This is a genomic window from Cupriavidus sp. GW821-FHT07C08 (assembly GCF_059419025.1).
In genome coordinates this window covers 525,869-550,566 of record NZ_JBWKQZ010000001.1, presented here as the reverse complement: position 1 = coordinate 550,566, position 24,698 = coordinate 525,869, and the positions used below count along the sequence as shown (strand labels likewise).

Genomic DNA, 24,698 nt, shown 5'->3' with positions numbered 1-24,698 from the left:
GGGCAGGCGACAAAAAAACCGGCCGGGACTTTCCCGGCCGGTTTTTTGTTTTTGCGTGACGTAATCAGCCGCGCGCTTCGACCAGCCGCTGCGCCATCTCGGCAAAGCCCTCGCCACCGGCCGCTGCCGTGATATAGGCCGGCGGCACCGGCAGCTGCGGCAGGATGTCGCGCACATTGGCCACGCCAACCGATAGCGGAAAGTGGGCGAACATGCTGGCATCGTTGGCCGAATCGCCGATAAACAGCCATTCGTCGCGGCGCGCGTCCACGTCTTCGCCCAGCAGCTCGGCCACGCACAGCTTGCTCATCGACAGCTTGTCGTGCAGGCCGAACCAGCCGTTGACATGGATCGAGCTGACGGTGGCGGTCATGCCGGCCTCGCGCATGATGGCGGCGATGCGGGCCACGGCGTCTTCAGGCAACGGCGCGACATCCTCGGCATGGTCGATGGCCAGGTCGGCGGCATGCCAGGCCTGGTCCGAGGCCAGCGCGCAGCCCGGCACTTCGCGCACGATGCGCTGGCCCAGCGCGTGGATGCGCTCCAGGTTGCGTGCGCGCGTGGGGGCATCGTCCAGGAAACGGGTCTGCAGGCGGCCCTTGTGCAGGTGCGAGTAGAACGCACCGTTCTCGCCGATGATGGCGTCGACCGGCCAAAGCCGGGTCAGGATCTCGGCCCAGGCGATGCAGCGCCCGGTGACCGGGATCACGTGCAGGCCCGCGCGGTGCAGGCCGTCGAGCGCCAGGTAGGTCGAGGCCGGCAGGCGCCCGTCGGTGGTCAGGGTGCCGTCGATATCGGTTAGCACGCCGCGCACGCGCTGCAGCACGGAATTAGAGAGCTTGTTCAGGGATTGCATGGCGGGCCATTGTAACCGTGGATCTGGCGGCAATTGCTCTTATTGCACTGCAAAACTCATCGTACTGGCCATACTGGTGAATCTGCTGATTTGCTAGCGCAGGTGCGACAGGCGTAACATGCCGCTGTCATAAAAGAATCACATGCTGTCGGATTTTCGACCGACCGGAACAGACAGACCAAAGGAGAGCCACCGATGTCCTTTTCCCGTACCGTGCTCAAACTCGCAGCGCTGGCAGCCCTGACCGGGGCCGGCAGCGCCCACGCCGCCGTTGAAATCCAGTGGTGGCACGCCATGCAGGGCGCGCTGAACGACAAGGTGAACGAGATCGCCAACAAGTTCAACGCCAGCCAGTCCGACTACAAGATCGTGCCGGTCAACAAGGGCAACTACGACGAGACCATGGCCGCGGGCATCGCCGCGTTCCGCGCCGGTGGCGCGCCGGCGATCCTGCAAGTGTTCGAGGTCGGCACCGCTACCATGATGAGCGCCAAGGGCGCGATCAAGCCGGTGTCGGCGGTGATGAAGGACGCCGGCGAGAAGTTCGACCAGAAGGCCTATATCCCGGCGGTGGCGGGCTACTACACCTCGTCCAAGGGCGAGATGCTGTCGTTCCCGTTCAACAGCTCGACCACGGTGTTCTACTACAACAAGGACGCCTTCAAGAAGGCCGGCCTGGATCCGGAAAAGCCGCCCAAGACCTGGCCCGAGGTGATGCAGTACTCGGCCAAGCTCAAGGCCTCGGGCACCAACTGCGCGTACACCACGGACTGGCAGGGCTGGGTCCACCTGGAGAGCTTCTCGGCCTGGCACAACACCCTGTACGCGACCAAGAACAACGGCTTCGGCGGCACCGATACGCGCCTGCTCTTCAACAGCCCGCTGCACGTCAAGCACATCACCAACCTGCAGGACATGGTGAAGAAGGGCTACTTCAGCTACGGCGGGCGCAAGGCCGAGTCGCAGGCCAAGTTCTACAACGGCGAGTGCGCGATGTTCACCGGTTCGTCGGCATCGCTGGCCAATATCCGCAAGAACGCCAAGTTCGCGTTCGCGGTGGCGCAGCTGCCGTATTACCCGGAGGTGCAGGGTGCCCCGCAGAACACCATCATCGGCGGCGCTTCGCTGTGGGTGATGGGCGGCAAGAAGCCCGACGAGTACAAGGGCGTGGCCAAGTTCTTCAATTTCCTGTCGCGCCCCGAGATCCAGTCTGACTGGCACCAGGCCACCGGCTACCTGCCGGTGACGATGGCCGCCTACGAGATGACGAAGAAATCGGGCTACTACGACAAGAACCCGGGTGCCGATGTGTCGGTGCAGCAGATGGTGGTCAAGACCACCGACAAGTCGCGCGGCGTGCGCCTGGGCAATATGGTGCAGATCCGCACCGTGGTGGACGAAGAACTGGAAGCCGTCTGGGCCGGCAAGAAGGAGCCCAAGGCGGCGCTGGACTCGGCCGTGGCCCGCGGCAATGATCTGCTGGAGCGCTTCCAGAAGACAGCCCGCGAGTAAGCCGGCATTGCCAGCAAGCTGATGTGACAAGCGGGCGGTGGCGAAACCTCCGCCCGCTTGCATTGTGGACGGCCCCGTCGCACCGATCGGGACCGCCCGCAACTCCGTACCTAGTCCGATGCCGCGACCCGCGGCATTCGCCGGAATCCGTTTATGGAAAAACGCGTCGTTTTCCGTTCGCCGTGGCTGCCGTATCTGCTGGTCTTGCCGCAGATCGCGATCACGCTGATCTTTTTCTTCCTGCCCGCCGGGCAGGCGTTGTACCAGTCGATGCTGCAGCAGGATGCCTTCGGCATCAACCTGGAGTTCGTCGGCCTGGACAACTTCCGCATGCTGTGGAACGACCCGCTGTACGTGGAGTCGTTCCAGACCACCGCCATCTTTGCCGTGGGCGTGACCGTGGTGGGCCTGACTACCGCGCTCCTGCTGGCCTATTTTGCCGACCGCATCATCCGCGGCGCCGTCGGCTACAAGACGCTGCTGATCTGGCCGTATGCGGTGGCGCCGGCCGTGGCCGGCGTGCTGTGGATGTTCATGTTCAACCCGACGCTGGGCGTGGTCTCCTATGCGCTGCGCAAGCTCGGCGTGGAATGGAACTTCCTGCTCAACGGCGACCAGGCATTGCTGCTGGTGGTGCTGGCCGCCGCCTGGAAGCAGATCAGCTACAACTTCCTGTTCTTCCTGGCCGGGCTGCAGAGCATCCCGCGCTCGCTGATCGAGGCCGCTGCCATCGACGGCGCCGGCCCGTGGCGCCGCTTCTGGTCGATCGTGTTCCCGCTGCTGTCGCCGACCACCTTCTTCCTGATGGTGATCAACGTGGTCTACGCGTTCTTCGATACCTTCGCGATCATCGACGCGGTTACCCACGGCGGCCCGTTCAATTCGACCAACACGCTGGTCTACAAGGTCTTCCATGACGGCTTTCGCGGCATGGACATCGGGGGCTCGGCCGCGCAGTCGGTGGTGCTGATGGTGATCGTGATCGCGCTGACCGTGGTGCAGTTCCGCTACGTGGAACGCAAGGTCCAGTACTGACGGAGACAGCACATGGTAGAACGTCGCCCCTTCCTTGATTTCCTGAGCCACGCGGTGCTGATCCTGGGCATCGTGATCGTGGTGTTCCCGGTGTACCTGACCTTCGTCGCGTCCACGCTGACCGCCGAAGAGGTGCTGGACGCGCCGATGACGCTGATCCCCGGCAGCCACCTGATCGAGAACTATCGCACCGTGCTGTTCCAGGGCGTGGGCGAGGCCGCATCGCCGGTCTCGACCATGATGAAGAACAGCCTGATCATGGCGCTGGGCATTGCGCTCGGGAAGATCGCCATCTCGATCATCTCGGCCTTTGCCATCGTCTATTTCAAGTTCCCGCTGCGCAAGACCTTCTTCTGGCTGATCTTCATCACGCTGATGCTGCCGGTGGAGGTGCGGATCCTGCCGACCTACAAGGTGGTGTCGGACCTCGGCATGCTGGACAGCTACTTCGGCCTGACCATCCCGATCATCGCGTCGGCCACCGCCACCTTCCTGTTCCGCCAGTTCTTCCTGACCATTCCGGACGAGCTGGCCGAGGCCGCGCGCATCGACGGCGCCGGGCCGCTGCGTTTCTTCTGGGACGTGGTGCTGCCGCTGTCGCGCACCAGTATCGCCGCGCTCTTCGTGATCCAGTTCATCTACGGCTGGAACCAGTACCTGTGGCCGCTGCTGATCACCACGCAGAAGTCGATGACGCCGGTGGTGGTGGGCGTGACGCAGATGATCTCGCGCTCGGGCGATGCCGCCACTGACTGGAACCTGGTGATGGCCACGGTGATGCTGGCGATGATCCCGCCCGCGGTGGTGGTGGTGCTGATGCAGAAGTGGTTCGTCAAGGGCCTGGTCGAAACGGAAAAATAAGGCGTGGCGCGCCACCCGCGCGCACGCAGGACAACAGCAATGGCAAAACTGTCGCTACGCAACGTACAGAAAACCTACGCCGGCAACGTCAAGGTGGTGCACGGCATCGACATGGAGATCGCCGACGGCGAGTTCATCGTCATCGTCGGCCCCTCGGGCTGCGGCAAGTCCACGCTGCTGCGCATGGTGGCGGGGCTGGAAACCATCACCGGCGGCGAGATCCATATCGGCGACAAGGTCGTCAATAATCTGGAGCCGGCCGAGCGGGACATCGCCATGGTGTTCCAGAACTACGCGCTCTATCCGCATATGAGCGTGTACGACAACATGGCCTACGGCCTGAAGATCCGCGGCATGGCCAAGGCCGAGATCGCGCAGCGGGTGAACCATGCCGCCGGCATCCTGGAGCTGGCGCCGCTGCTGGACCGCAAGCCGCGCCAGCTGTCGGGCGGGCAGCGCCAGCGCGTGGCCATGGGCCGCGCCATCGTGCGCGAGCCGGCGGTGTTCCTGTTCGACGAGCCGCTGTCCAACCTGGATGCCAAGCTGCGCGTACAGATGCGGCTGGAACTGAAGGAGCTGCACCGGCGCCTGGGCACCACCAGCCTGTACGTCACGCACGACCAGGTCGAGGCGATGACGCTGGCTGACCGCATGATGGTGCTCAACGCCGGACGCGTCGAGCAGATCGGCACGCCGCTGGACGTCTATTCGCGTCCGGCCAGCACCTTCGTGGCGGGCTTTATCGGCTCGCCGCCGATGAACCTGATCCCGGTGGCGCGCAACGCCGGCGGCGACACCAGCGCGCAGATGCGCGTGGTGGCGAAGGAGGGCGAGGCCGCCAAGGCCACGCTGGGGCACCTGCCGATGGGGCTGCACCTGCCGGAGCAGGCGCTGCTGGGGCTGCGCCCGGAGCATATCGAGCCGTGCGCCGCGCATGAGGCCATCGCCGAAGTCGATGTGCGCGTGGTCGAGGCGCTCGGCGCGGATTCCTTCGCCTATGGTTCGCTCGGCGGACAGGCGGTGGTGGTGCGGCTGGACAGCCATGCGCACGTGCGCGCCGGCGACCGCCTGCCGGTGACGTCGTCGGCGGAGCACCTGCATTTCTTTGCGCCCGACACGGGCAAGCGCATCGAGGCCTGATCATGGCAGACGAACAGACAACCTGGCCAGGCGCGGTGACCACCGACAACTGGCCGTATCCGCGCCATATCGCGCACCGTGGCGCGGGCAAGCTGGCGCCGGAGAATACGCTGGCGGCCTTCCGCCACGGCGCGTCCTTCGGTTACCGGATGTTCGAATTCGACGTGAAGCTGACGGCTGACGGCAAGCCGGTGCTGATGCATGACGCCACGCTGGACCGCACCACCTCCGGCAGCGGACGGGTGGACAGCCTGACCCTGGGCGAAGTGGCGCAGCTCGACGCCGGCAGCTGGCACAGCGCCACCTTTGCGGGCGAACCCGTGCCAACACTCAGGGCGATCGCACGCTACACCTGCGCCAACGGGTATTGCATCAATATCGAGATCAAGCCCGTCCCGGGCCGGGAGACCCTGACCGGCGCAGCCGTGGCGCTGGACGCGCAGAGCCTTTGGCGCGGCGCGCCAGTGCCTCCATTGCTGTCGTCCTTCTCCGAAGACGCACTGGCGGCGGCACGCCGGGTTGCGCCGGACCTGCCGAGGGCGCTGCTGCTCGACAAGCTGCCCGTGGACTGGCTGGACCGGCTGCGCGAGCTCGATTGCGTGGCGCTGGATGCCAACCACCGTGTGCTCAATGCCAAGGTGATTGCCGACGCGCATGCTGCCGGCTTCAGGGTCCTCAGCTACACGGTCAATGACCCGGAGCGTGCCGAGCAGTTGCTGGCCTGGGGCCTGGACGGGCTGATCACCGACGCCGTCGACCAGATATCGCCTTGATGAAATTGTTGTGCGGATGTTGCTAATTCGCTGATTGCGCACCGAATTGTCGTGGGTGGCTGTTTCGTATCGCGAAAAGTCCACATTGATCCAAGGCAATTCATGCTATTCTTACCGCCGTGAAGACTTTAGGTCCTTCCCCGCACAACTTGCCCTTTCGGGCCTCGTGAGGAAGCCATCACATGCGGCACCCTCGCGGTGCCGTTTGCGTAGGCGCCTCCGTTGGGCTCCCAAGAGTTGTTTGCGATCCGCTAACCGGTCAAGCCGTGTCGCGGAAGGTTGAATAACCCGCTGAACTCCGGCATTCCCGGAGAATAGTGAGCGTCCCATGATGCAGCAGTATCAGAGCAACTCGTACCTCTTCGGCGGTAACGCCCCGTATGTCGAAGAACTGTACGAAGCCTACCTCCAGAACCCCGCCTCGGTTCCCGACAATTGGCGCGCGTATTTCGACGCCATGCAGAACGTTCCTGCGGTCGACGGCTCGAACGGTCGGGACATCCCCCACGCCCCCATCGTTGCCTCGTTCGCCGAGCGCGCCAAGCAAGGCCCCATCAAGACCATCGTTGCCTCGGCCGATTCCGACATGGGTCGCAAGCGCGTCGCTGCCACCCAGCTGATCGCCGCCTACCGCAACATCGGTTCGCACTGGGCCGACCTGGACCCGCTCAAGCGCCAGGAGCGTCCGCCCCTGCCGGATCTGGACCCGGCGTTCTACGGTTTCTCCGAAGCCGACCTCGACATCGTCTTCAATGCCAGCAACACCTACTTTGGCAAGGAGTCGATGAGCCTGCGCGAGCTGCTCAACAACCTGCGCGAAACCTACTGCGGCACCATCGGTTTCGAATTCATGTACGTGAGCGACCAGGCGCAGAAGCGCTGGTGGCAGGAGCGCCTGGAAACCACGCGTTCCAAGCCGGTGTTCACGCTGGAAAAGAAGAAGCACATCCTGGACCGCCTGACAGCGGCTGAAGGCCTGGAGCGCTTCCTGCACACCAAGTACGTCGGCCAGAAGCGCTTCTCGCTCGAAGGCGGCGAAAGCTTTATCGCCGCCATGGACGAACTGGTCCAGCACGCCGGCAGCAAGGGCGTGCAGGAAATCGTGATCGGCATGGCCCACCGCGGCCGCCTGAACGTGCTGGTCAACACCCTGGGCAAGATGCCCGCCGACCTGTTCGCCGAATTCGAAGGCAAGCACGTCGACGACCTGCCGGCCGGTGACGTCAAGTACCACAAGGGCTTCTCGAGCGATGTCTCGACCGAAGGCGGCCCGGTCCACCTGTCGCTGGCGTTCAACCCGTCGCACCTGGAAATCGTCAACCCGGTGGTCGAAGGCTCGGCCAAGGCCCGCCAGGAACGCCGCGGCGAAGTCGGCCACAAGGAAGTGCTGCCGGTGCAGGTGCACGGCGACGCGGCCTTTGCCGGCCAGGGCGTGGTGATGGAGACGCTGAACCTCGCGCAGACCCGCGGCTACGGCACGGGCGGCTCGATGCACATCGTCATCAACAACCAGATCGGCTTCACCACCTCCGACCCGCGCGACGCGCGTTCGACGCTGTACTGCACGGACGTGGTCAAGATGATCGAGGCCCCGGTGCTGCACGTGAACGGCGACGATCCCGAAGCCGTGGTGTACGCCATGCAGCTGGCCGTGGACTTCCGCATGGAGTTCAAGAAGGATGTCGTGGTCGACATCATCTGCTTCCGCAAGCTGGGCCACAACGAGCAGGACACCCCGGCGGTCACGCAGCCGCTGATGTACAAGAAGATCGCCCAGCACCCCGGCACGCGCAGGCTGTACGCCGACAAGCTGGCCGCGCAGAACCTGGTCCCGGCTGAGTTCGGCGACGAGAAGGTCAAGGAATACCGCGCCGCGATGGACGCCGGCAAGCACACCGCCGACCCCGTCCTGTCGAACTTCAAGAACAAGTTCGCCGTGGACTGGATGCCGTTCCTGAACCGCAAGTGGACCGACGCCGCCGACACTGCTGTGCCGGTGACCGAACTGAAGCGCCTGGCCGAGCGCATCACCACCACGCCTGAGACGCTGAAGCTGCACCCGCTGGTGGAAAAGGTCGTCAAGGACCGCGCCAACATGGGCCGCGGCGACCAGCCGCTGGACTGGGGCATGGGCGAGCACCTGGCCTTCGCCTCGCTGGTGTCCTCGGGCTACCCGGTGCGCATCACCGGCCAGGATGCCGGCCGCGGCACCTTCACCCACCGCCACGCCGTGCTGCACGACCAGAACCGCGAGCGCTGGGATGCCGGCAGCTACGTGCCGCTGCAGAATGTGTCGGAAAACCAGGCACCGTTCACGGTGATCGACTCGGTGCTGTCCGAAGAAGCCGTACTCGGTTTCGAATACGGCTACTCGGCCGCCGAACCGAACGCGCTGGTGATCTGGGAAGCCCAGTTCGGCGACTTCGTCAACGGCGCCCAGGTGGTGATCGACCAGTTCATCTCGTCGGGTGAAGTGAAGTGGGGCCGCGCCTCGGGCCTGACGCTGATGCTGCCGCACGGCTACGAAGGCCAGGGCCCGGAACACAGCTCGGCCCGTATCGAGCGCTTCCTGCAGCTTTGCGCGGACCACAACATGCAGGTCTGCCAGCCGACCACGCCGGCCCAGATCTTCCACCTGCTGCGCCGCCAGATGATCCGTCTGTTCCGCAAGCCGCTGGTGATCATGACGCCGAAGTCGCTGCTGCGTAACAAGGACGCCGTGTCGCCGCTGTCGGACCTGGCCAAGGGCCACTTCGAGACGGTCATCCCTGACCACGAAGAGCTCAACGCCAGCAAGGTCAAGCGCGTCATCATGTGCTCGGGCAAGGTCTACTACGACCTAGTCAATACGCGCAAGGAACGCGAGGCCAACGATACGGCGGTGATCCGCCTGGAACAGCTGTATCCGTTCCCGCACAAGGCCGTGGCAGCAGAGCTCAAGAAGTATCCGAACGCCACCGAAATCGTGTGGTGCCAGGACGAGCCGCAGAACCAGGGTGCCTGGTTCTTCGTGCAGCACTACATCATGGAAAACATGACGGATGGCCAGAAGCTCGGTTATGCCGGTCGTCCCGCTTCGGCTTCGCCGGCAGTGGGCTACTACGCAAAGCACAACGAGCAACAGAAGGCGCTGCTGGATGCTGCCTTCGCCAAGCTCAAGGGCTTTGTTCTGACCAAGTAATCAAGCGGCAGCCACGGCGGCGCGCGCAGACGGCCGCCGTGGCATAGCCAGCATAAAGACAACACGCATAACACGAGGAATTCACAACCATGGCTATCGTTGACGTCAAGGTTCCGCAGCTCTCCGAATCGGTCGCCGAAGCGACCATGCTCAACTGGAAGAAGAAGCCGGGCGAGGCTGTTGCACAGGACGAAATCCTGATCGAGATCGAAACCGACAAGGTCGTGCTGGAAGTGCCGGCCCCGTCGGCAGGTGTCCTGTCGATTATCGTCAAGAACGACGGCGACACCGTCGTGGCCGATGAGATCATCGCCAAGATCGACACCGAAGCCACCGCTGGCGCCGCCGCCCCGGCTGCTGCCGCTCCGGCACCTGCCGCCGCTGCCCCGGCACCGGCCGCTGCTGCCGCTGCTGCCGCCGCTCCGGCCGCCGCAGGTGGTGTGGCGATGCCGTCGGCTGCCAAGCTGATGGCCGAAGCCGGCCTGTCGGCTGGCCAGGTTGCCGGCACCGGCAAGGACGGCCGCATCACCAAGGGTGACGCACTGGCCGCTGCTGCTGCTCCGGCCGCCCCGGCCGCCAAGGCTGCTCCGGCTCCGGCCGCTGCCAAGCCGGCGCTGCAGCAGGTTTCGGCCCCGGTTGACTTCGCCGCGCTGGGCGACCGCCCGGAAGAGCGCGTGCCGATGAGCCGCCTGCGCGCCCGTATCGCCGAGCGCCTGCTGCAATCGCAATCGACCAACGCCATCCTCACCACCTTCAATGAAGTGAACATGAAGCCGGTGATGGACCTGCGCAACAAGTACAAGGACCGCTTCGAGAAGGAACACGGCGTCAAGCTGGGCTTCATGTCGTTCTTCGTCAAGGCCGCGGTGCACGCGCTGAAGAAGTTCCCGCTGATCAATGCTTCGATCGACGGCAACGACATCGTCTACCACGGCTACTTCGACATCGGCATCGCCGTGGGCTCGCCGCGCGGCCTGGTGGTGCCCATCCTGCGCAATGCCGACCAGATGAGCCTGGCCGACATCGAGAAGAAGATTGCCGAGTTCGGCGTCAAGGCCCGTGACGGCAAGCTGTCGCTGGAAGAACTGACCGGTGGTACGTTCTCGATCTCCAACGGTGGCGTGTTCGGCTCGATGCTGTCGACCCCGATCATCAACCCGCCGCAATCGGCCATCCTGGGCGTGCACGCCACCAAGGACCGCCCGGTGGTGGAAGACGGCCAGATCGTGATCCGCCCGATGAACTACCTGGCGATGTCGTATGACCACCGCATCATCGACGGCCGTGAAGCCGTGCTGGGCCTGGTGGCCATGAAGGACGCGCTGGAAGATCCGGCCCGCCTGCTGCTGGACCTGTAATTAACGGTCCCCCCCGCGCACGTCTGCCGTGCGCGGGGCGCGCTTCCCCCGTGATGAAGGCGCGCCGGCACAAGCTGTCGCCGGCGCCCACAAAGGAATTCCCATGAGCAAACAATTCGACGTGCTGGTGATCGGCGCCGGCCCCGGCGGCTACATCGCCGCCATCCGTGCCGGCCAGCTGGGCCTGAACGTGGCCTGCTGCGAAGGCAATCCGTATGACGATCCCAAGGGCGAAGCCCGCCTGGGCGGCACCTGCCTGAACGTGGGCTGCATCCCCTCCAAGGCGCTGCTGGCTTCCTCGGAAGAGTTCGAGAACGTCCAGCACCACCTGGGCGACCACGGCATCACCGTGGGCGACGTCAAGGTCGACGTGGCCAAGATGCTCAAGCGCAAGGACGACATCGTCGGCAAGATGACCAAGGGCATCGAGTTCCTGTTCCGCAAGAACAAGGTGACGCTGCTCAAGGGCTACGGCAAGTTCGTCGGCAAGACCGCCGAGGGCTTCCAGGTCGACGTTGCCGGTGAAGTCGTGACCGCCAAGCAGGTCATCATCGCCACTGGTTCGAAGGCTCGCCACCTGCCGGGCGTCAAGGTCGACAACGACCTGGTCAGCGATAACGAGGGCGCGCTCAAGTTCCCCGCAGTGCCGAAGAAGCTGGGCGTGATCGGCGCCGGCGTGATCGGCCTGGAGCTGGGCTCGGTGTGGCGCCGCCTGGGTTCCGATGTGACCGTGCTGGAAGCGCTGCCCGCATTCCTGGGCGCCGCCGACGAAGGCGTGGCCAAGGAAGCGCAGAAGCAGCTGACCAAGCAGGGCCTGAAGTTCAGCCTCGGCGTGAACGTCAACGAAGTGACCACCGGCAAGAACGGCGTGACCGTCAAGTACACCGACAAGGACGGCAAGGCCCAGACCCTGGAGGTCGATCGCCTGATCGTGTCGGTCGGCCGCGTGCCCAACACTGACAACCTGGGCCTGGACGCCGTCGGCCTGGCCGCGGACCAGCGTGGCTTCATCGAGGTGGACGACCACTGCGCCACCAAGGTGCCGGGCCTGTGGGCCATTGGCGACGTGGTGCGCGGCCCGATGCTGGCGCACAAGGCCGAGGACGAAGGCGTGGCCGTGGCCGAGCGCATCGCCGGCCAGAAGCCGCACATCGACTACAACTGCGTTCCGTGGGTGATCTACACCTTCCCGGAAATCGCATGGGTAGGCAAGACCGAAGCCCAGCTCAAGGCCGAAGGCCGCGAGTACAAGGCAGGCCAGTTCCCGTTCATGGCCAACGGCCGTGCGCTGGGCATGGGCCATGCCGACGGCTTCGTCAAGATGCTGGCCGACGCCAAGACCGACGAGATCCTGGGCGTGCACATCGTCGCCGCCAACGCCTCTGACCTGATCGCCGAAGCCGTGGTGGCGATGGAGTTCAAGGCCGCCAGCGAGGATATCGGCCGCGTCTGCCATCCGCACCCGTCGATGTCGGAAGTCATGCGCGAAGCCGCGCTGGCCGTCGACAAGCGTCAGCTTAATATGTAAGGCGCATGCTTCGCATTGCCTGAGTACCGGCGCGCCGCATCCGCGGCGCGCCGTTTTCACTTGCGGCCCGTGCCGCAGGAACCCGTCAGCATGAACGTCACCGAGTACTACGAGAAGGAACTGAAGGAGCGCGGCTACCAGTCCGACGAAGCGCAATTGCGCGCCGTGGCCCGGCTGCAGCAGTGCTACGACGAATGGGTGGCCTACAAGAGCCGCCGCAACAATGCGCTGAAGAAGCTGCTGGTCCGTCCCGACGTGCCCAAGGGCGTCTACTTGTGGGGTGGGGTGGGGCGCGGCAAGTCCTTCCTGATGGACAGCTTCTATACCTGCGTGCCGGTGGTGCGCAAGACGCGGCTGCATTTCCACGAGTTCATGCGCGAGGTCCATCGCCAGCTCGAAGAGCTGCGCGGCCGTCCCGATCCGCTGGATGAGTTGGCCAAACGCATCGCGCGCCGCTTCCGGCTGATCTGCTTCGATGAATTCCACGTCAGCGACGTCGCCGACGCGATGATCCTGCATCGCCTGCTGCAGCAGATGTTCGAGAACGGCGTGCAGTTCGTGATGACTTCCAACTACCGCCCGGACCTGCTGTATCCGGATGGCCTGCACCGCGACCGCGTGCTGCCGGCCATCGCGCTGCTGCAGCAGAAGCTCGACGTGCTCAACGTCGATGCGGGCATCGATTACCGCAAGCGCGCGCTGGAGCAGGTGCAGGCGTACCACACGCCGCTTGGCGCCAAGGCGAGTTCCGCGCTGCGCGATGCCTTCACCTCGATCGCCGGCGTGGCCGACGAGTCGCCGCTGCTGCATATCGAGCACCGCGAGCTGCGTGCGCTGCGCAAGGCCAACGGCGTGGTGTGGTTCGACTTTGCCACGCTGTGCGGCGGCCCGCGCTCGCAGAACGACTACCTGGAACTGGCGTCCCAGTTCCATACCGTGATCCTGTCCGACGTGCCGCGCATGACGCCGCGCATGTCGTCCGAGGCACGCCGCTTCACCTGGCTGATCGATGTCTTCTACGACCACAAGGTCAAGCTGCTGATGTCGGCGGAAGTGCCCGCGGACGAGCTCTACACCGAAGGCCAGATGGCCAATGAGTTCCATCGGACCGTATCGCGCATTATCGAGATGCAATCGCGCGAATATCTGGAATCCGAGCGCCGCACCATGGATACCACGCTCACCTGAGCGTTATTTTCCGGCCCGGCGCAACAATAGCCGGGCCGCATTGACCTATATCAAGGTCGATTCGGGGACCCGCATATACCCTCCATTGGGTAGAAAAAGGTCCCCATGTCGTCGCCCCCAGTCACCAGTCCTTCTGCCAGCTTGCTGGCACCGTACCCGCCGGCCGCGCTCTGTGACGCCGCGGGCCCGGGTGCGTCCGGCGCCGGTACGCGGCTTGCCTGCTTCCATTGCGGCCTGCCCGTCACGGATACCGAGCCGCTTGCCTCCGAGCTGGACGGCAGCCGCCGGGTGTTCTGCTGCGGCGGTTGCCAGGCACTGGCGCAGACCCTCCATGCGGCAGGCTTTGCCCACTTGTACGGGGATGAAGCCCGCTTCGCCCGCCCCATCGACGACGACGCCCGGCGCGAGGCCGAGCCGATCTGGGCCGCCTACGACACTCCTGAGCTGCGCTCCCAGTTTGTCCGCCCGCTTGACGGCGGCCGCGCCGAGATCACGCTGGCACCGGAGAACATCCGCTGCGCCGCCTGCGCGTGGCTGATCGAACAGCACCTGAGCCGCCAGCCGGGCGTGGAGTCCGCGGTCGCCAATGTCGCCACGCGGCGCGTGGTGGTCCGCTGGCGCGATGGCGCCCAGACGGTGGCGGGGCTGCTGGCCGCCCTGGCCGGGATCGGCTACATGGCCTGGCCGTTCGAAGTCTCGCGCACCGACCAGCAGGACCGCCGCGCGCGCCGCGGGCTGCTGATGCGCATGGCCGTGGCCATGCTGGGCATGATGCAGGTCATGATGTATGCGTGGCCGATCTACACCCATGAGGCCACCATCGACCCGGGCCAGCTCCAGCTGATGCGCTGGGCCAGCTTCGCCCTGACGCTGCCGGTTGTGCTCTATGCGGCCTCGCCGATCTTTGCCGGTGCCTGGCGCAGCCTGCGCCAGCGCCATATGGGCATGGACGTGCCGGTGGCGATCGGCATCGGCGCCGGCTTCGCCGCCAGCGCGCTGGCCACGGTGCGCGGCTTGGGCGAGGTGTATTTCGATTCGGTGACGATGTTCGTCGCCTTCCTACTGCTGGCCCGCTACCTGGAACTGCGCGTGCGCCAGGCCTCGCGCAGCGGCGCCGAGATGCTGGCGCGCCAGCTGCCGGCCACCTGCGAACGGCTGGCCGCCGCCGGTGCCGCCGGCGAGCGTGTCCCGGTCGCGCGCCTGCGCGCGGGCGATCTCATCCGCGTCAAGGCCGGCGAGATCGTTCCTGCCGATGGCGCGGTGGTGGCGGGCGCGAGCGAACTCGATGAATCCATGCTGACCGGCGAGAGCCGCCCGGTGCGCCGCGCCGCCGGCGAGACCGTGCTGGCCGGCAGCTTCAATACGGCAAGCCCGCTCGAACTGCGGATCACGCGCGTCGGCGCCGGCACCCGCCTGGCCGAGATCGTCGCCGTGCTGGACCGCGCGCTGGCTGAAAAGCCGCGCCTGGCCACGCTGGCCGACCGCGTCGCGGGCTGGTTCGTGGCGACGCTGCTGGGGCTGGCGGCGCTGACCGGGCTGGTGTGGGGCCTCTGGATCGATCCGTCGCGCGCCTTGCTGGTGACGATTGCGGTGCTGGTGGTCAGTTGCCCATGCGCCTTGTCGCTGGCCACGCCGGCCGCACTGGCCGCGGCCGGTGCGGCGTTGTCGCGCCGCGGCGTGCTGCTGACACGCGGCCACGCGCTGGAGACGTTGGCGCGCGTCACCGACGTGGTGCTCGACAAGACCGGCACGCTGACCGAAGGCCGCTTTGCCGTGGCCGCGGTCGAGCCGCTGGCTGACGCCGACCGGGCCCAATGCCTGGCACTGGCCGCCGCGATGGAGCGCGGTGGCGAGCATCCGATCGCGCGCGCACTGGTGGCCGCGGCACAGGGCAGCGCCGGCATGCCGCTCCAGGTGTCCGACATGCGCAACGTCCCGGGCCAGGGCCTGGAGGCAATCGTCGATGGCCGACGCCTGCGGCTTGGCCGCGCCGACTTTGTCGCAGCGCTGGGGCCCGACAGCGGCCAGGCACCGGACACCGGGCGCAGCGATGCAGATCATTCTGGCGCCACCGTGGTGTGGCTGGGCGCGCCAGCGGGCCCGCTGGCGCGCTTCGTCCTGGCCGATGTCGAGCGGGCGCAGACACCGCAGCTGCTCGCGCGGCTGCGCGAACTGGGCGTGCGCTGCCACCTGGTATCGGGCGATCACGCCGATGCGGTCCACTGGTGGGCATCGCACTTCGGCATAGCCTGCGTGACCGGCGCGGTCACCCCGGAAGGCAAGCGCGACTATGTGGCGCGGCTGCAGCAGGGCGGGGCGGTGGTGCTGGCCGTGGGCGATGGCATCAACGATGCGCCGGTGCTGGCGCAGGCCCAGGTGTCGATCGCCATCGGCAGCGGCGCGCCGCTGGCCCAGGCCGGCGCGGACGCGGTGCTGACGCACGGCGGCGTGGCCGAGATCGCCACCGCGTTGGCGGTGTCGCGCCAGACGCGCCGGGTGGTGCGCCAGAACCTGGGCTGGGCCTTCTTCTACAACGTGGTGGCCATCCCGCTCGCAGCGACGGGGCTGGTCACGGCCTGGATGGCCGGCATCGGCATGTCGTTGTCGTCGTTGCTGGTGGTGGCCAATGCCTGGCGCCTGCTGCGCGCCGGCAAGCCGCGGCACATGGGAGTCTGACTGATGGAAACGCTTTACCTGCTGGTGCCGATGAGCCTGGTGCTTGTCGTGGTCATCGCGGGCGCGCTGTGGTGGGCCCTACATGCCGGGCAGTACGACGACCTGGATCGGCCCGCCGAATCGATCCTGCTGGACAACGACAAGCCCTGAACCAGCCGTGCTGGCACGCCCTCCGACCGGGGCCCCGCACGCAGGTTCCATGCATGCCCTGAGCGACTTGATAAAGATCAACGCACACACAGCATGGTTTTTCTAAAGTCACACTGTCAGTAGGTTTTTTCTCTTCTCTAAGCTTTGGGGGTCTGAATGGATGTCACTGCCGCGTCTTCACGCGTCGACACCTTCAATTACGGCGTCGTAAGACAGTTCGCTGTCATGACGGTAGTCTGGGGGATCGTCGGCATGGCCGTCGGCGTGCTGCTGGCAGCACAGCTGATCTGGCCCGAACTCAACTTCAACACACCCTGGCTGTCGTTTGGCCGGCTGCGGCCGCTGCATACCAATGCTGTGATCTTCGCCTTCGGCGGCAGCGCGCTGTTCGCGACCTCGTACTACGTGGTCCAGCGCACCTGCCAGGCCCGCCTGTTCTGCGGCCCGCTGGCCGCGTTCACGTTCTGGGGCTGGCAACTGGTCATCGTCGCCGCCGCCATCACGCTGCCACTGGGGATCACCAGCTCCAAGGAATACGCCGAACTGGAATGGCCGATCGACCTGCTGATCACCGCGGTCTGGGTGGCCTACGCGATCGTGTTCTTCGGCACCATCGTCAAGCGCAAGACCCGGCATATCTACGTCGCCAACTGGTTCTTCGGCGCCTACATCCTGACCATCGCGCTGCTGCATATCGTCAACAACATCGAGATGCCTGTGTCGCTGTGGAAGTCCTACTCGGCCTATGCCGGCGTGCAGGATGCGATGATCCAGTGGTGGTACGGCCATAACGCAGTGGGCTTCTTCCTGACCACCAGCTTCCTGGGGATGATGTACTACTTCATTCCCAAGCAAGCCGAGCGCCCGATTTACTCCTACCGCCTGTCCATCGTCCACTTCTGGGCGCTGAACTTCACCTACATGTGGGCCGGCCCGCACCACCTGCAGTACACCGCGCTGCCGGACTGGGCGCAGTCGCTGGGCATGGTGTTCTCGCTGATCCTGCTGGCGCCGTCGTGGGGCGGCATGATCAACGGCATCATGACCCTGTCGGGTGCCTGGCACAAGCTGCGCACCGACCCGATCCTGAAGTTCCTGGTGGTGGCGCTGTCGTTCTACGGCATGGCCACGTTCGAAGGCTCGATGATGTCGATCAAGACCGTCAACGCGCTCTCGCACTACACGGACTGGACCATCGGGCACGTGCACTCGGGCGCGCTGGGCTGGGTCGCGATGATCTCGATCGGCTCGCTCTACTACCTGATCCCGCGTCTGTTCGGCGAGAAGCAGATGTACAGCGTCCGGCTGATCGAGTGGCACTTCTGGATCGCGACCATCGGCGTGGTGCTGTATATCGCCTCGATGTGGATCGCCGGGGTGATGGAAGGCCTGATGTGGCGCGCCACGCAGCCTGACGGCACGCTGACCTATGCCTTCGTCGAAGCGGTCAAGGCCAAGTACCCGTTTTACCTGATTCGCTTGCTGGGTGGCCTGTGCTTCCTGTCCGGCATGCTGCTGATGGCCTACAACGTGCTCAAGACCATCGTCGGCAAGCCCGCCGTGGATGCGCCGATCCCGGCCAGCATCCCTGCCTCTGCCCACTGATCAATCCAGGATAGAAAGATGTCCGACAAACAACGCTTCTTTTCCCACGAAACGCTGGAGAAGAACATCGGCTGGCTGATCATCTGCACGATCCTCGTGGTCAGCATTGCGGGTCTGGTCCAGATCGTGCCGCTGTTCTTCCAGCACTCCACCACCGAGCCGGATCCGGGCATCACCCCGTATTCGCCGCTGCGGCTGATGGGCCGCGATATCTATATCCGTGAAGGCTGCGTCGGCTGCCACTCGCAGCAGGTCCGCACGCTGCAGGCCGAGACCGAGCGCTACGGCCACTTCTCCACGGCGGGCGAGTCGGTCTACGACCACCCGTTCCTGTGGGGCTCGAAGCGCACCGGTCCCGACCTGGCGCGCGTGGGCGGGCGCTACTCGGATGACTGGCAACGCATCCACCTGCGCAATCCGCGCGACGTGGTGCCGGAATCGGTGATGCCATCGTACCCATGGCTGGAAAAGGCCGAGCTGCCCACCAACGATATCCAGGCCCGCATGCGCGCGCTGGTGCGCCTGGGCGTGCCGTACAAGGATGCCGAGATCGCCAAGGCACCGGACGAGCTCAAGGGCAAGACCGAAGAGGATGCGCTGGTTGCCTACCTGCAAGGCCTGGGCACCAACCGCCGCAACGTGCGCGTGGATTCCGCCGCGGCCGCGGCACCCAAGGAGTAAGCCATGGCCATGATCACTGCCATTGCGACCGTCGTGTCGATGGTCGTCTTCCTGGGGATCTGCTGGTGGGCCTGGTCCGCCGGCCGGCAGGCCGCCAACCGGGAATCCGCCATGCTGCCGTTCGCGCTGCCTGACGAAACTACGACAACATCGAGCCGGACCTAGCCATGAGCGATTTCATTTCCGAATTCTGGAGTTATTACATTGCCGCCATCGCGCTCGTCGGCATCGTCTGGTGCGTGTGGCTGCTGTTCTCGCAACGCAAGGTCACCAAGACCGCCGGCGGCACTGAAGACACCGGCCATGTCTGGGACGGTGACCTGCGCGAGCTGAACAACCCGCTGCCGCGCTGGTGGATGTGGATGTTCCTGCTGGCGTGCATCTTCAGCCTGGCCTACCTGGTGCTATACCCAGGGCTGGGTTCGTATGCCGGCGTGCTGAAGTCTTCCACGCAGGGCGAACTTGCCGCACACCGCGCGGCGCAGGAGAAGATGCAGAACGAGATCTACGCCAAGTACCTGAAGATGGACGTCAAGCAGGTGGCGGCGGATCCGCAGGCGCGCGAGATCGGCCAGCGCCTGTTCCTGAACTACTGCGCACAGTGCCATGGCTCGGACGCGCGCGGCAGCCGCGGCTTCCCGAACCTGACGGACAACGACTGGCTCTATGGCGGCGAACCCGACATCATCCAGCAGACCATCACCAAGGGCCGCAATGGCGTGATGCCGCCGTTTGCCGCAACCATCGACGCCAAGCAGGCGGGCGACGTGGCGCAATACGTGCGCTCGCTGTCGGGGCTGTCGTCGGACCCGATCCGTGCGTCGCGTGGCGAGGGCACCTTCAAGACGACCTGCGTGGCATGCCACGGCGCCGGCGGCAAGGGCAACCAGGCGCTCGGTGCGCCCAACCTGTCGGACAACGTCTGGCTGTATGGCAGCTCGGAAGGCAGCATCGTCGACGCCATCCTGAAGGGCCACAACAACAAAATGCCCGCGCATGAGGAGATCCTGACGCCTGAACGCATCCGGATGCTGACGGCCTATATCTGGGGTTTGTCCAACATCGGGAGTGGAGCCGGGCAATGACCGACGACTCATGTGAGCGGGCGCTGGTGGCTCGCGGGAGAGCATGCCCATGAATGCACCCGGGACCGAAGAAATGGCCCGGGCGGCCGACCTGCAACGGTCGGCCGCTGCGCCGGGCGAGACCTCTGACGAAACGCTCTACGAGGTCCGCCGCAAGATCTACCCGCGCTCGGTGACGGGCGCCTTCTCCAGCTGGCGGGTCTGGCTGGTGATCCTGACCCAGCTGATCTACTACGGCACGCCCTGGCTCCAATGGAATGGCCGCCAGGCCGTGCTGTTCGACCTTGGCGCGCGCAAGTTCTACATCTTCGGGCTGGTGCTGTGGCCACAGGATGTGATCTACCTGGCGGTGCTGCTGGTGATCTCGGCGCTGGCGCTGTTCCTGTTCACGGCGATCGCGGGGCGGCTGTTCTGCGGCTATGCCTGTCCGCAGACAGTCTATACCGAGATCTTCATGTGGATCGAGCGGCGGGTCGAAGGCGACCGCATCGCCCGCATCCGGCTCGATGGCGATCCGTGGAGCCTGCGCAAGTTCCGTCTGAAGGCGACCAAGCACTTCCTGTGGGTGCTGATTGCGCTCTGGACCGGCTTTACCTTCATCGGCTATTTCGCGCCGATCCGCGGTCTGGGCGGCGAGGTGCTCAGCCTGTCGCTGGGGCCGTGGCAGTCGTTCTGGATGCTGTTTTACGCGTTCGCCACCTGGGGCAATGCGGGCTTCATGCGCGAGCAGGTGTGCAAGTACATGTGCCCGTATGCGCGCTTCCAGAGCGTGATGGTGGATCGCGATACCTATGTCGTGACCTACGACGTCGGCCGCGGCGAGCCGCGCGGCAGCCGGTCGCGCAAGACCGACCACTACAAGGCGGGGCTTGGCGACTGCGTCAACTGCAGCATCTGCGTACAGGTGTGCCCGACAGGCATCGATATCCGCGACGGCCTGCAGTACGAGTGCATCGGCTGCGGCGCCTGCATCGACGCCTGCAACCAGGTCATGGACAAGATGGACTATCCGCGCGGCCTGATCCGGTACACCTCGGAAAACGCGATGCGCAAGGCCTTGTCCGCGGCGGCATCGCGCAAGCGCCTGCTGCGTCCGCGCGTCATCATCTATTCCGTGATCTGGGTGGTGCTGCTGGGCGGCTTCATGGCGTCGATCGCGCTGCGCACGCCGCTGAAGGTCGACATCATCCGCGACCGTGGTGCGCTCGGCCGTGAAGTGGAAGGCCGCTGGATCGAGAACGTCTATCGCCTGCAGCTGATCAACACCACCGAAGCGCCGATGAAGATCAGCGTGCGCGCCGACAGCGACGAGCTGAAGAACCTGAAGGTGGAGTACGACAAGCAGGCCGAATCGCTGGCGCCGACGTCCAACCGGTTGCTGCCGATCCGGATCCGCGTGCCGATCGAGGCCGCGGCGCGGGGCACGCACAAGATCAACGTGACAGTGACGAGCGAAGGCACGGAGCGGGGGCAGGCCGAAATCCGGCAATCCACCAGTTTCATCGTGCCGCGCGATTTGTGAAGCTAGGCAGACGCGGACTTAGTCGTCAAGATGAAGGGGGCAAGATGAGTCAGCAAGGCAATCCGTGGTGGAAGGAGCCGTGGCCGTGGCTATTGATGAGCGGCCCGCTGGTGGCGATGGTGGCGTGCGGCGTGACGATCTGGCTGGCGTCCACGCATCCGGACATGCCGGTGCAGGGTGCAACGCGCCATGGCCTGGTGGTGGAGAAGGCCGATGCCGCGCCGCCCAAGGCTGCCGCAGCGAGGCAGCCATGAGGTTGCGCTGGCTGATGTGGGTACTCTGGCCGGCGTTCCTGATGGCTGGCTTTGCGACCGCGACGGTGTTTTCGGTGGTGGATCCCGGTGACCTGAACTTCTTCGGCCAGCCGATCGAAGCGTCCCGCGAATCGGTCTACACCATCGGCTTCCTGATGGCCTGGGTGTTCTGCGCGTTGTCCAGCGGACTGACGCTCTACACCATGCCGACGCGGCTCAGCGATACCGACGAACTGGAATGAGCGGACTGGCGTGAGGTCTGCGCTGCCATGGCCGGATGCGGCACTGGCAGCGCTTGGCCGCTTAGCAGGAGCGGCTGTAGAGTTGCTTGATGCCGTCGATGTCCACCAGCTTGACGTGGCGCTGGCGAATCTGGATCAGGCCGGCTTCGGCAAAGCGGGAGAACAGGCGGCTGACGGTTTCGAGCTTCAGGCCCAGGTAGCTGCCGATCTCTTCGCGGCTCATGCGCATCACGAACTCGGACGCCGAATAGCCGCGCGCAGACAGGCGCTCAGAGAGGTTGATCAGGAAGGCGGCAAGGCGTTCCTCGGCGCGCATCGAGCCCAGCGTGACCAGCATCAGCTGGTCGTGCGTGATTTCCTTGCCCATCAGGCGCAGGAACTGCTGTTGCAGCGATGGCAGGTCTGCCGACAGGGCCTGCAGTTCGCTCATGCGGACCACGCAGACTTCGGTATCTTCCAGCGCGGCGGCATCGGAGGCATGCTGCATCTCGCCCAGCCCGTCGAGACCGACGATTTCGCCGGGCAGGTGGAAGCCGGTAATCTGCGAGCGGCCGTCTTCAGTGGTGACGTGGGTCTTGAGCGTGCCAAAGCGCACGGCATAGACCGCGGTGAGCGGATCGCCCATGCGATACAGGGTTTCACCCTTGTGCACACGGATGCGTTCCTGTACCAGCGTGTCCATCTTGGCGAGGTCTTGCTGCGACATGCCGACCGGAAGGCACAGCTGCCCCATTGCACAGGTGGAGCAGCGGGGCGACATCTCGGTAATGGGAATGGAGGTGAGCAATTGGAACCTGCTAGAAATGGCAGCGAGGGCGCGATTAGGACATTTTACCGTGCGATGTGATGCGGTAGGGAGTAAGAATTGACATTTGGCGTGCTGATCAGCGTTTTTCTGCTGGCTTTGCTTGGCGGGGTCCACTGCGCCGCCATGTGCGGCGGCGTGGCGCTGGCCGTGGAGCAACGCCGCGGCGAGACGGCGACGATCAGTCTGGTGCCCAGCCGCGCCGCCTGGCTGGGCGAGTTGCTGATTATGCACCTGGGCCGGATCTCGACCTATATGCTGCTCGGTGCCGCGCTAGGCGCGATCGGTGCGTCGGCGTGGAAGCAGGACTACCTGCCGGTGCAGCGCTGGCTGTTCGGGGCGGGCAGCGTCATGTTGCTGTGGTCGGGCTGGCGGTTGCTGCGCGGCAATACTTTTACTGTCAACTGGCTGGAGCGCCTGGCGGCGCGCGCCAGCGCAGCGGTGGCGCGGCGGCTGGGTGGCCTGGCAGGCGCCATGCCGCCGTTTGTGCGGGCGCGCGGCGGCATGGCGCGGCGTTATGGCATGGGCGTGGCGTGGGGGCTGGTGCCGTGCGGCATGGTCTATGGGGCGCTTACGCTGGCGCTGCTGGCGGGCAACGCGGCGTCCGGCGCACTCGTGATGGGCGTGTTCGGGCTCGGCACGCTGCCTAACCTGCTGGTGCTTTCCGGCCTATCGGGCTACTTGCGTACGCTGTCGCGACGTCCCCGCGTGCGCCTTGGGGCCGGCCTGGCGGTGATGGCGTTCGGCGGCCTTGGCATTGCGCGAGCGGTGCTGCTGCCACATTCGCTGGCCGAGCATGGATTCTGCCTGGTGTTCTGAGGCGCCGGCGCCGCCCGGACAACGGATGATGGTTGCAGGCGGGGGCGGGAATGCCATACAATCGCCAACATTGCGGTATCGCGCGGCGTAATATGAGCCGCGGTAAGCAGCGGGCGAGCAGCGCCAGGCGGCCTTCCTACCAGAAGGCGCGTTCAGGGCAGGGGAAGCGGAAGGTTTTCGATGCCCGTCCCGTCCCCGCAGTCCATCCGGTTCAAAAGATCTGGTTCAAAAGTCCGGCTGGCACTGCGGTGTTGGCGATGCCGGCCTTGCTCCCGATACCCGTTTTTCTTGCGTCCGAGGCCTTCAGTTCGCTGACAGCGACGTCCGATATGTGCGGGCGCGCTACGCAAGAGGTTTGCTGGCCGATCCATAACGGCACGCGAACGATCTCCTGCCGGAATGACCCGGCAATTCGATGCAAAGATAGGGAAGTGCACGGCTTGGATGCAGCAGGTATCCGGCTAGCTGCGCAATGAGATGGCGGTGGCTTTCGTACCGCTGTATCCAAAATCTCCGGTGCCCCGGATCCGTCCGGGAGCAGGTGCAAAGACAGGCTGCACACCATCAACATGAATACCCAAGAGGCGAAGATCGTCCTCGAGACGGCGCTGATCTGCGCGCAGGAACCGTTGCGCGTCAATGATCTGCGGCGGCTGTTTGACGATGACGTCGGCGCAGACACCATCCGCGTGCTGCTTGATGAACTGCGCCAGGACTGGCGGCCGCGCGGCGTGGAACTGGTGGCCCTGGCCAGCGGCTGGCGCTTCCAGAGCCGGCCGGAAATGCGTGAATACCTCGATCGGCTGAATCCCGAAAAGCCGCCAAAATATTCGCGCGCCGTGATGGAAACACTGGCGATCATTGCCTACCGGCAGCCGGTGACCCGCGGCGATATCGAGGAAATCCGCGGCGTGACGGTCAGCACGGAAGTGGTCAAGAAGCTTGAGGACCGCAGCTGGATCGAGGTGATCGGACACCGCGACGTGCCGGGCAGGCCGGCGCTGTATGCGACCACCAAGGCATTCCTGGACGATCTTGGCCTGCGTACGCTGGATGAGCTGCCGCCGCTGGAAGACGCCCAGGCGCAGGCGCAGGCAACCCTGCTTGAACAGCAGGCCATCAATTTTGAAGACCTGGCTGCAAACAAGGCAGCCAGTGCCGACGAAGAAGCATTTGCCGACCCCGCCGCGCAGGCAGCGGATGTGGCCGAAGCATCCGTCGCAAACGAAGCCGGGACGACCGACCCGGTCAACCAAGGCGCCAATGGCTTTGACGTGCAACCGCTGCAAGCTGCAGCCGACGATGCCGCCGAGGCCGCTTCCACCGAACCAGCCGCACCCAATCCGGACGGGGCGCGGGGCGATTTGCCGGACAACGGCACCCCGCCGCACCCGAGCGAGCACGACGAGCGCGTGCCGAACTGAACA

Annotated in this window: 22 protein-coding genes; 20 read left to right on the top strand and 2 right to left on the bottom strand. The window is 65.3% G+C overall.

The genetic code is table 11. The annotated features are described in order from the left end of the window. Positions 1-64: 64 nt before the first annotated feature. The gene (locus AC07UK_RS02670; protein WP_436222084.1) at positions 65-856 is read right to left on the bottom strand and encodes an HAD-IIB family hydrolase; all 792 of its coding nucleotides are present in this window, start codon (positions 854-856) and stop codon (positions 65-67) included. Between the two features lie 195 nt (positions 857-1,051). On the opposite strand from AC07UK_RS02670, the gene ugpB reads away from it, so the two are divergent. The 18 genes from ugpB (at position 1,052) to AC07UK_RS02580 (ending at position 21,647) form a co-directional block, all read left to right on the top strand. Further along, the gene (ugpB, locus tag AC07UK_RS02665) at positions 1,052-2,368 is read left to right on the top strand and encodes a sn-glycerol-3-phosphate ABC transporter substrate-binding protein UgpB (protein ID WP_436222083.1); all 1,317 of its coding nucleotides are present in this window, start codon (positions 1,052-1,054) and stop codon (positions 2,366-2,368) included. 153 nt (positions 2,369-2,521) lie between these two features. Beyond that, on the top strand, positions 2,522-3,403 hold the full coding sequence (gene ugpA, locus AC07UK_RS02660; RefSeq protein ID WP_035816365.1) for a sn-glycerol-3-phosphate ABC transporter permease UgpA: 882 nt from the start codon (positions 2,522-2,524) through the stop codon (positions 3,401-3,403). Positions 3,404-3,415: 12 nt separating this feature from the next. After that, positions 3,416-4,264, top strand: coding sequence for a sn-glycerol-3-phosphate ABC transporter permease UgpE (gene ugpE / locus AC07UK_RS02655; protein WP_013957190.1), 849 nt, complete (start codon positions 3,416-3,418; stop codon positions 4,262-4,264). Between the two features lie 39 nt (positions 4,265-4,303). Further along, on the top strand, positions 4,304-5,404 hold the full coding sequence (locus tag AC07UK_RS02650) for a sn-glycerol-3-phosphate import ATP-binding protein UgpC (RefSeq protein ID WP_494685296.1): 1,101 nt from the start codon (positions 4,304-4,306) through the stop codon (positions 5,402-5,404). A gap of 2 nt (positions 5,405-5,406) precedes the next feature. Then, positions 5,407-6,177, top strand: coding sequence for a glycerophosphodiester phosphodiesterase (gene ugpQ, locus AC07UK_RS02645; RefSeq protein ID WP_316150316.1), 771 nt, complete (start codon positions 5,407-5,409; stop codon positions 6,175-6,177). A 328-nt stretch (positions 6,178-6,505) separates the two neighbouring features. Beyond that, on the top strand, positions 6,506-9,358 hold the full coding sequence (locus tag AC07UK_RS02640; protein WP_436222080.1) for a 2-oxoglutarate dehydrogenase E1 component: 2,853 nt from the start codon (positions 6,506-6,508) through the stop codon (positions 9,356-9,358). 89 nt (positions 9,359-9,447) lie between these two features. After that, positions 9,448-10,716 (top strand): 2-oxoglutarate dehydrogenase complex dihydrolipoyllysine-residue succinyltransferase, encoded by a 1,269-nt coding sequence (odhB, locus tag AC07UK_RS02635; RefSeq protein WP_494685297.1) that lies wholly within the window; start codon positions 9,448-9,450, stop codon positions 10,714-10,716. A 103-nt stretch (positions 10,717-10,819) separates the two neighbouring features. Then, a complete protein-coding gene (gene lpdA / locus AC07UK_RS02630) occupies positions 10,820-12,244 on the top strand; it encodes a dihydrolipoyl dehydrogenase (protein WP_436222079.1) in 1,425 nt (474 codons plus the stop codon). Positions 12,245-12,334: 90 nt separating this feature from the next. Then, a complete protein-coding gene (zapE, locus tag AC07UK_RS02625; RefSeq protein WP_013957184.1) occupies positions 12,335-13,432 on the top strand; it encodes a cell division protein ZapE in 1,098 nt (365 codons plus the stop codon). A 105-nt stretch (positions 13,433-13,537) separates the two neighbouring features. Then, on the top strand, positions 13,538-16,108 hold the full coding sequence (locus tag AC07UK_RS02620; RefSeq protein ID WP_494685298.1) for a heavy metal translocating P-type ATPase: 2,571 nt from the start codon (positions 13,538-13,540) through the stop codon (positions 16,106-16,108). Positions 16,109-16,111: 3 nt separating this feature from the next. Next, positions 16,112-16,258, top strand: a complete 147-nt coding sequence (gene ccoS / locus AC07UK_RS02615; protein WP_010809469.1) for a cbb3-type cytochrome oxidase assembly protein CcoS — start codon at positions 16,112-16,114, stop codon at positions 16,256-16,258. Between the two features lie 156 nt (positions 16,259-16,414). Continuing rightward, positions 16,415-17,863, top strand: coding sequence for a cytochrome-c oxidase, cbb3-type subunit I (gene ccoN / locus AC07UK_RS02610; RefSeq protein ID WP_013957182.1), 1,449 nt, complete (start codon positions 16,415-16,417; stop codon positions 17,861-17,863). An 18-nt stretch (positions 17,864-17,881) separates the two neighbouring features. Next, complete coding sequence (ccoO, locus tag AC07UK_RS02605; protein WP_436222077.1) at positions 17,882-18,544, top strand: cytochrome-c oxidase, cbb3-type subunit II; 663 nt, start codon at positions 17,882-17,884, stop codon at positions 18,542-18,544. Between the two features lie 3 nt (positions 18,545-18,547). After that, positions 18,548-18,709, top strand: coding sequence for a cbb3-type cytochrome oxidase subunit 3 (locus AC07UK_RS02600; protein WP_494685299.1), 162 nt, complete (start codon positions 18,548-18,550; stop codon positions 18,707-18,709). Between the two features lie 2 nt (positions 18,710-18,711). Beyond that, positions 18,712-19,629, top strand: coding sequence for a cytochrome-c oxidase, cbb3-type subunit III (gene ccoP / locus AC07UK_RS02595; RefSeq protein ID WP_436222076.1), 918 nt, complete (start codon positions 18,712-18,714; stop codon positions 19,627-19,629). Between the two features lie 73 nt (positions 19,630-19,702). Continuing rightward, positions 19,703-21,151 carry a cytochrome c oxidase accessory protein CcoG gene (ccoG, locus tag AC07UK_RS02590; RefSeq protein ID WP_436223091.1) on the top strand — a complete coding sequence of 483 codons (1,449 nt, stop codon included), beginning with the start codon at positions 19,703-19,705 and terminating at the stop codon, positions 21,149-21,151. 44 nt (positions 21,152-21,195) lie between these two features. Continuing rightward, positions 21,196-21,405 (top strand): membrane protein, encoded by a 210-nt coding sequence (locus AC07UK_RS02585; protein ID WP_013957177.1) that lies wholly within the window; start codon positions 21,196-21,198, stop codon positions 21,403-21,405. Next, on the top strand, positions 21,402-21,647 hold the full coding sequence (locus AC07UK_RS02580; protein WP_013957176.1) for a hypothetical protein: 246 nt from the start codon (positions 21,402-21,404) through the stop codon (positions 21,645-21,647). Before AC07UK_RS02585 ends, AC07UK_RS02580 begins: the two co-directional genes overlap by 4 nt. 61 nt (positions 21,648-21,708) lie before the next feature. On the opposite strand, the gene fnr is transcribed toward AC07UK_RS02580, so the two are convergent. Beyond that, entirely contained in the window at positions 21,709-22,434 is a 726-nt protein-coding gene (fnr, locus tag AC07UK_RS02575; RefSeq protein ID WP_436222074.1) for a fumarate/nitrate reduction transcriptional regulator Fnr, read from the bottom strand. A 78-nt stretch (positions 22,435-22,512) separates the two neighbouring features. On the opposite strand from fnr, the gene AC07UK_RS02570 reads away from it, so the two are divergent. Further along, complete coding sequence (locus AC07UK_RS02570; RefSeq protein ID WP_436222073.1) at positions 22,513-23,271, top strand: sulfite exporter TauE/SafE family protein; 759 nt, start codon at positions 22,513-22,515, stop codon at positions 23,269-23,271. 569 nt (positions 23,272-23,840) lie between these two features. Continuing rightward, a complete protein-coding gene (gene scpB, locus AC07UK_RS02565; RefSeq protein ID WP_494685300.1) occupies positions 23,841-24,695 on the top strand; it encodes an SMC-Scp complex subunit ScpB in 855 nt (284 codons plus the stop codon). Positions 24,696-24,698: the final 3 nt, after the last annotated feature.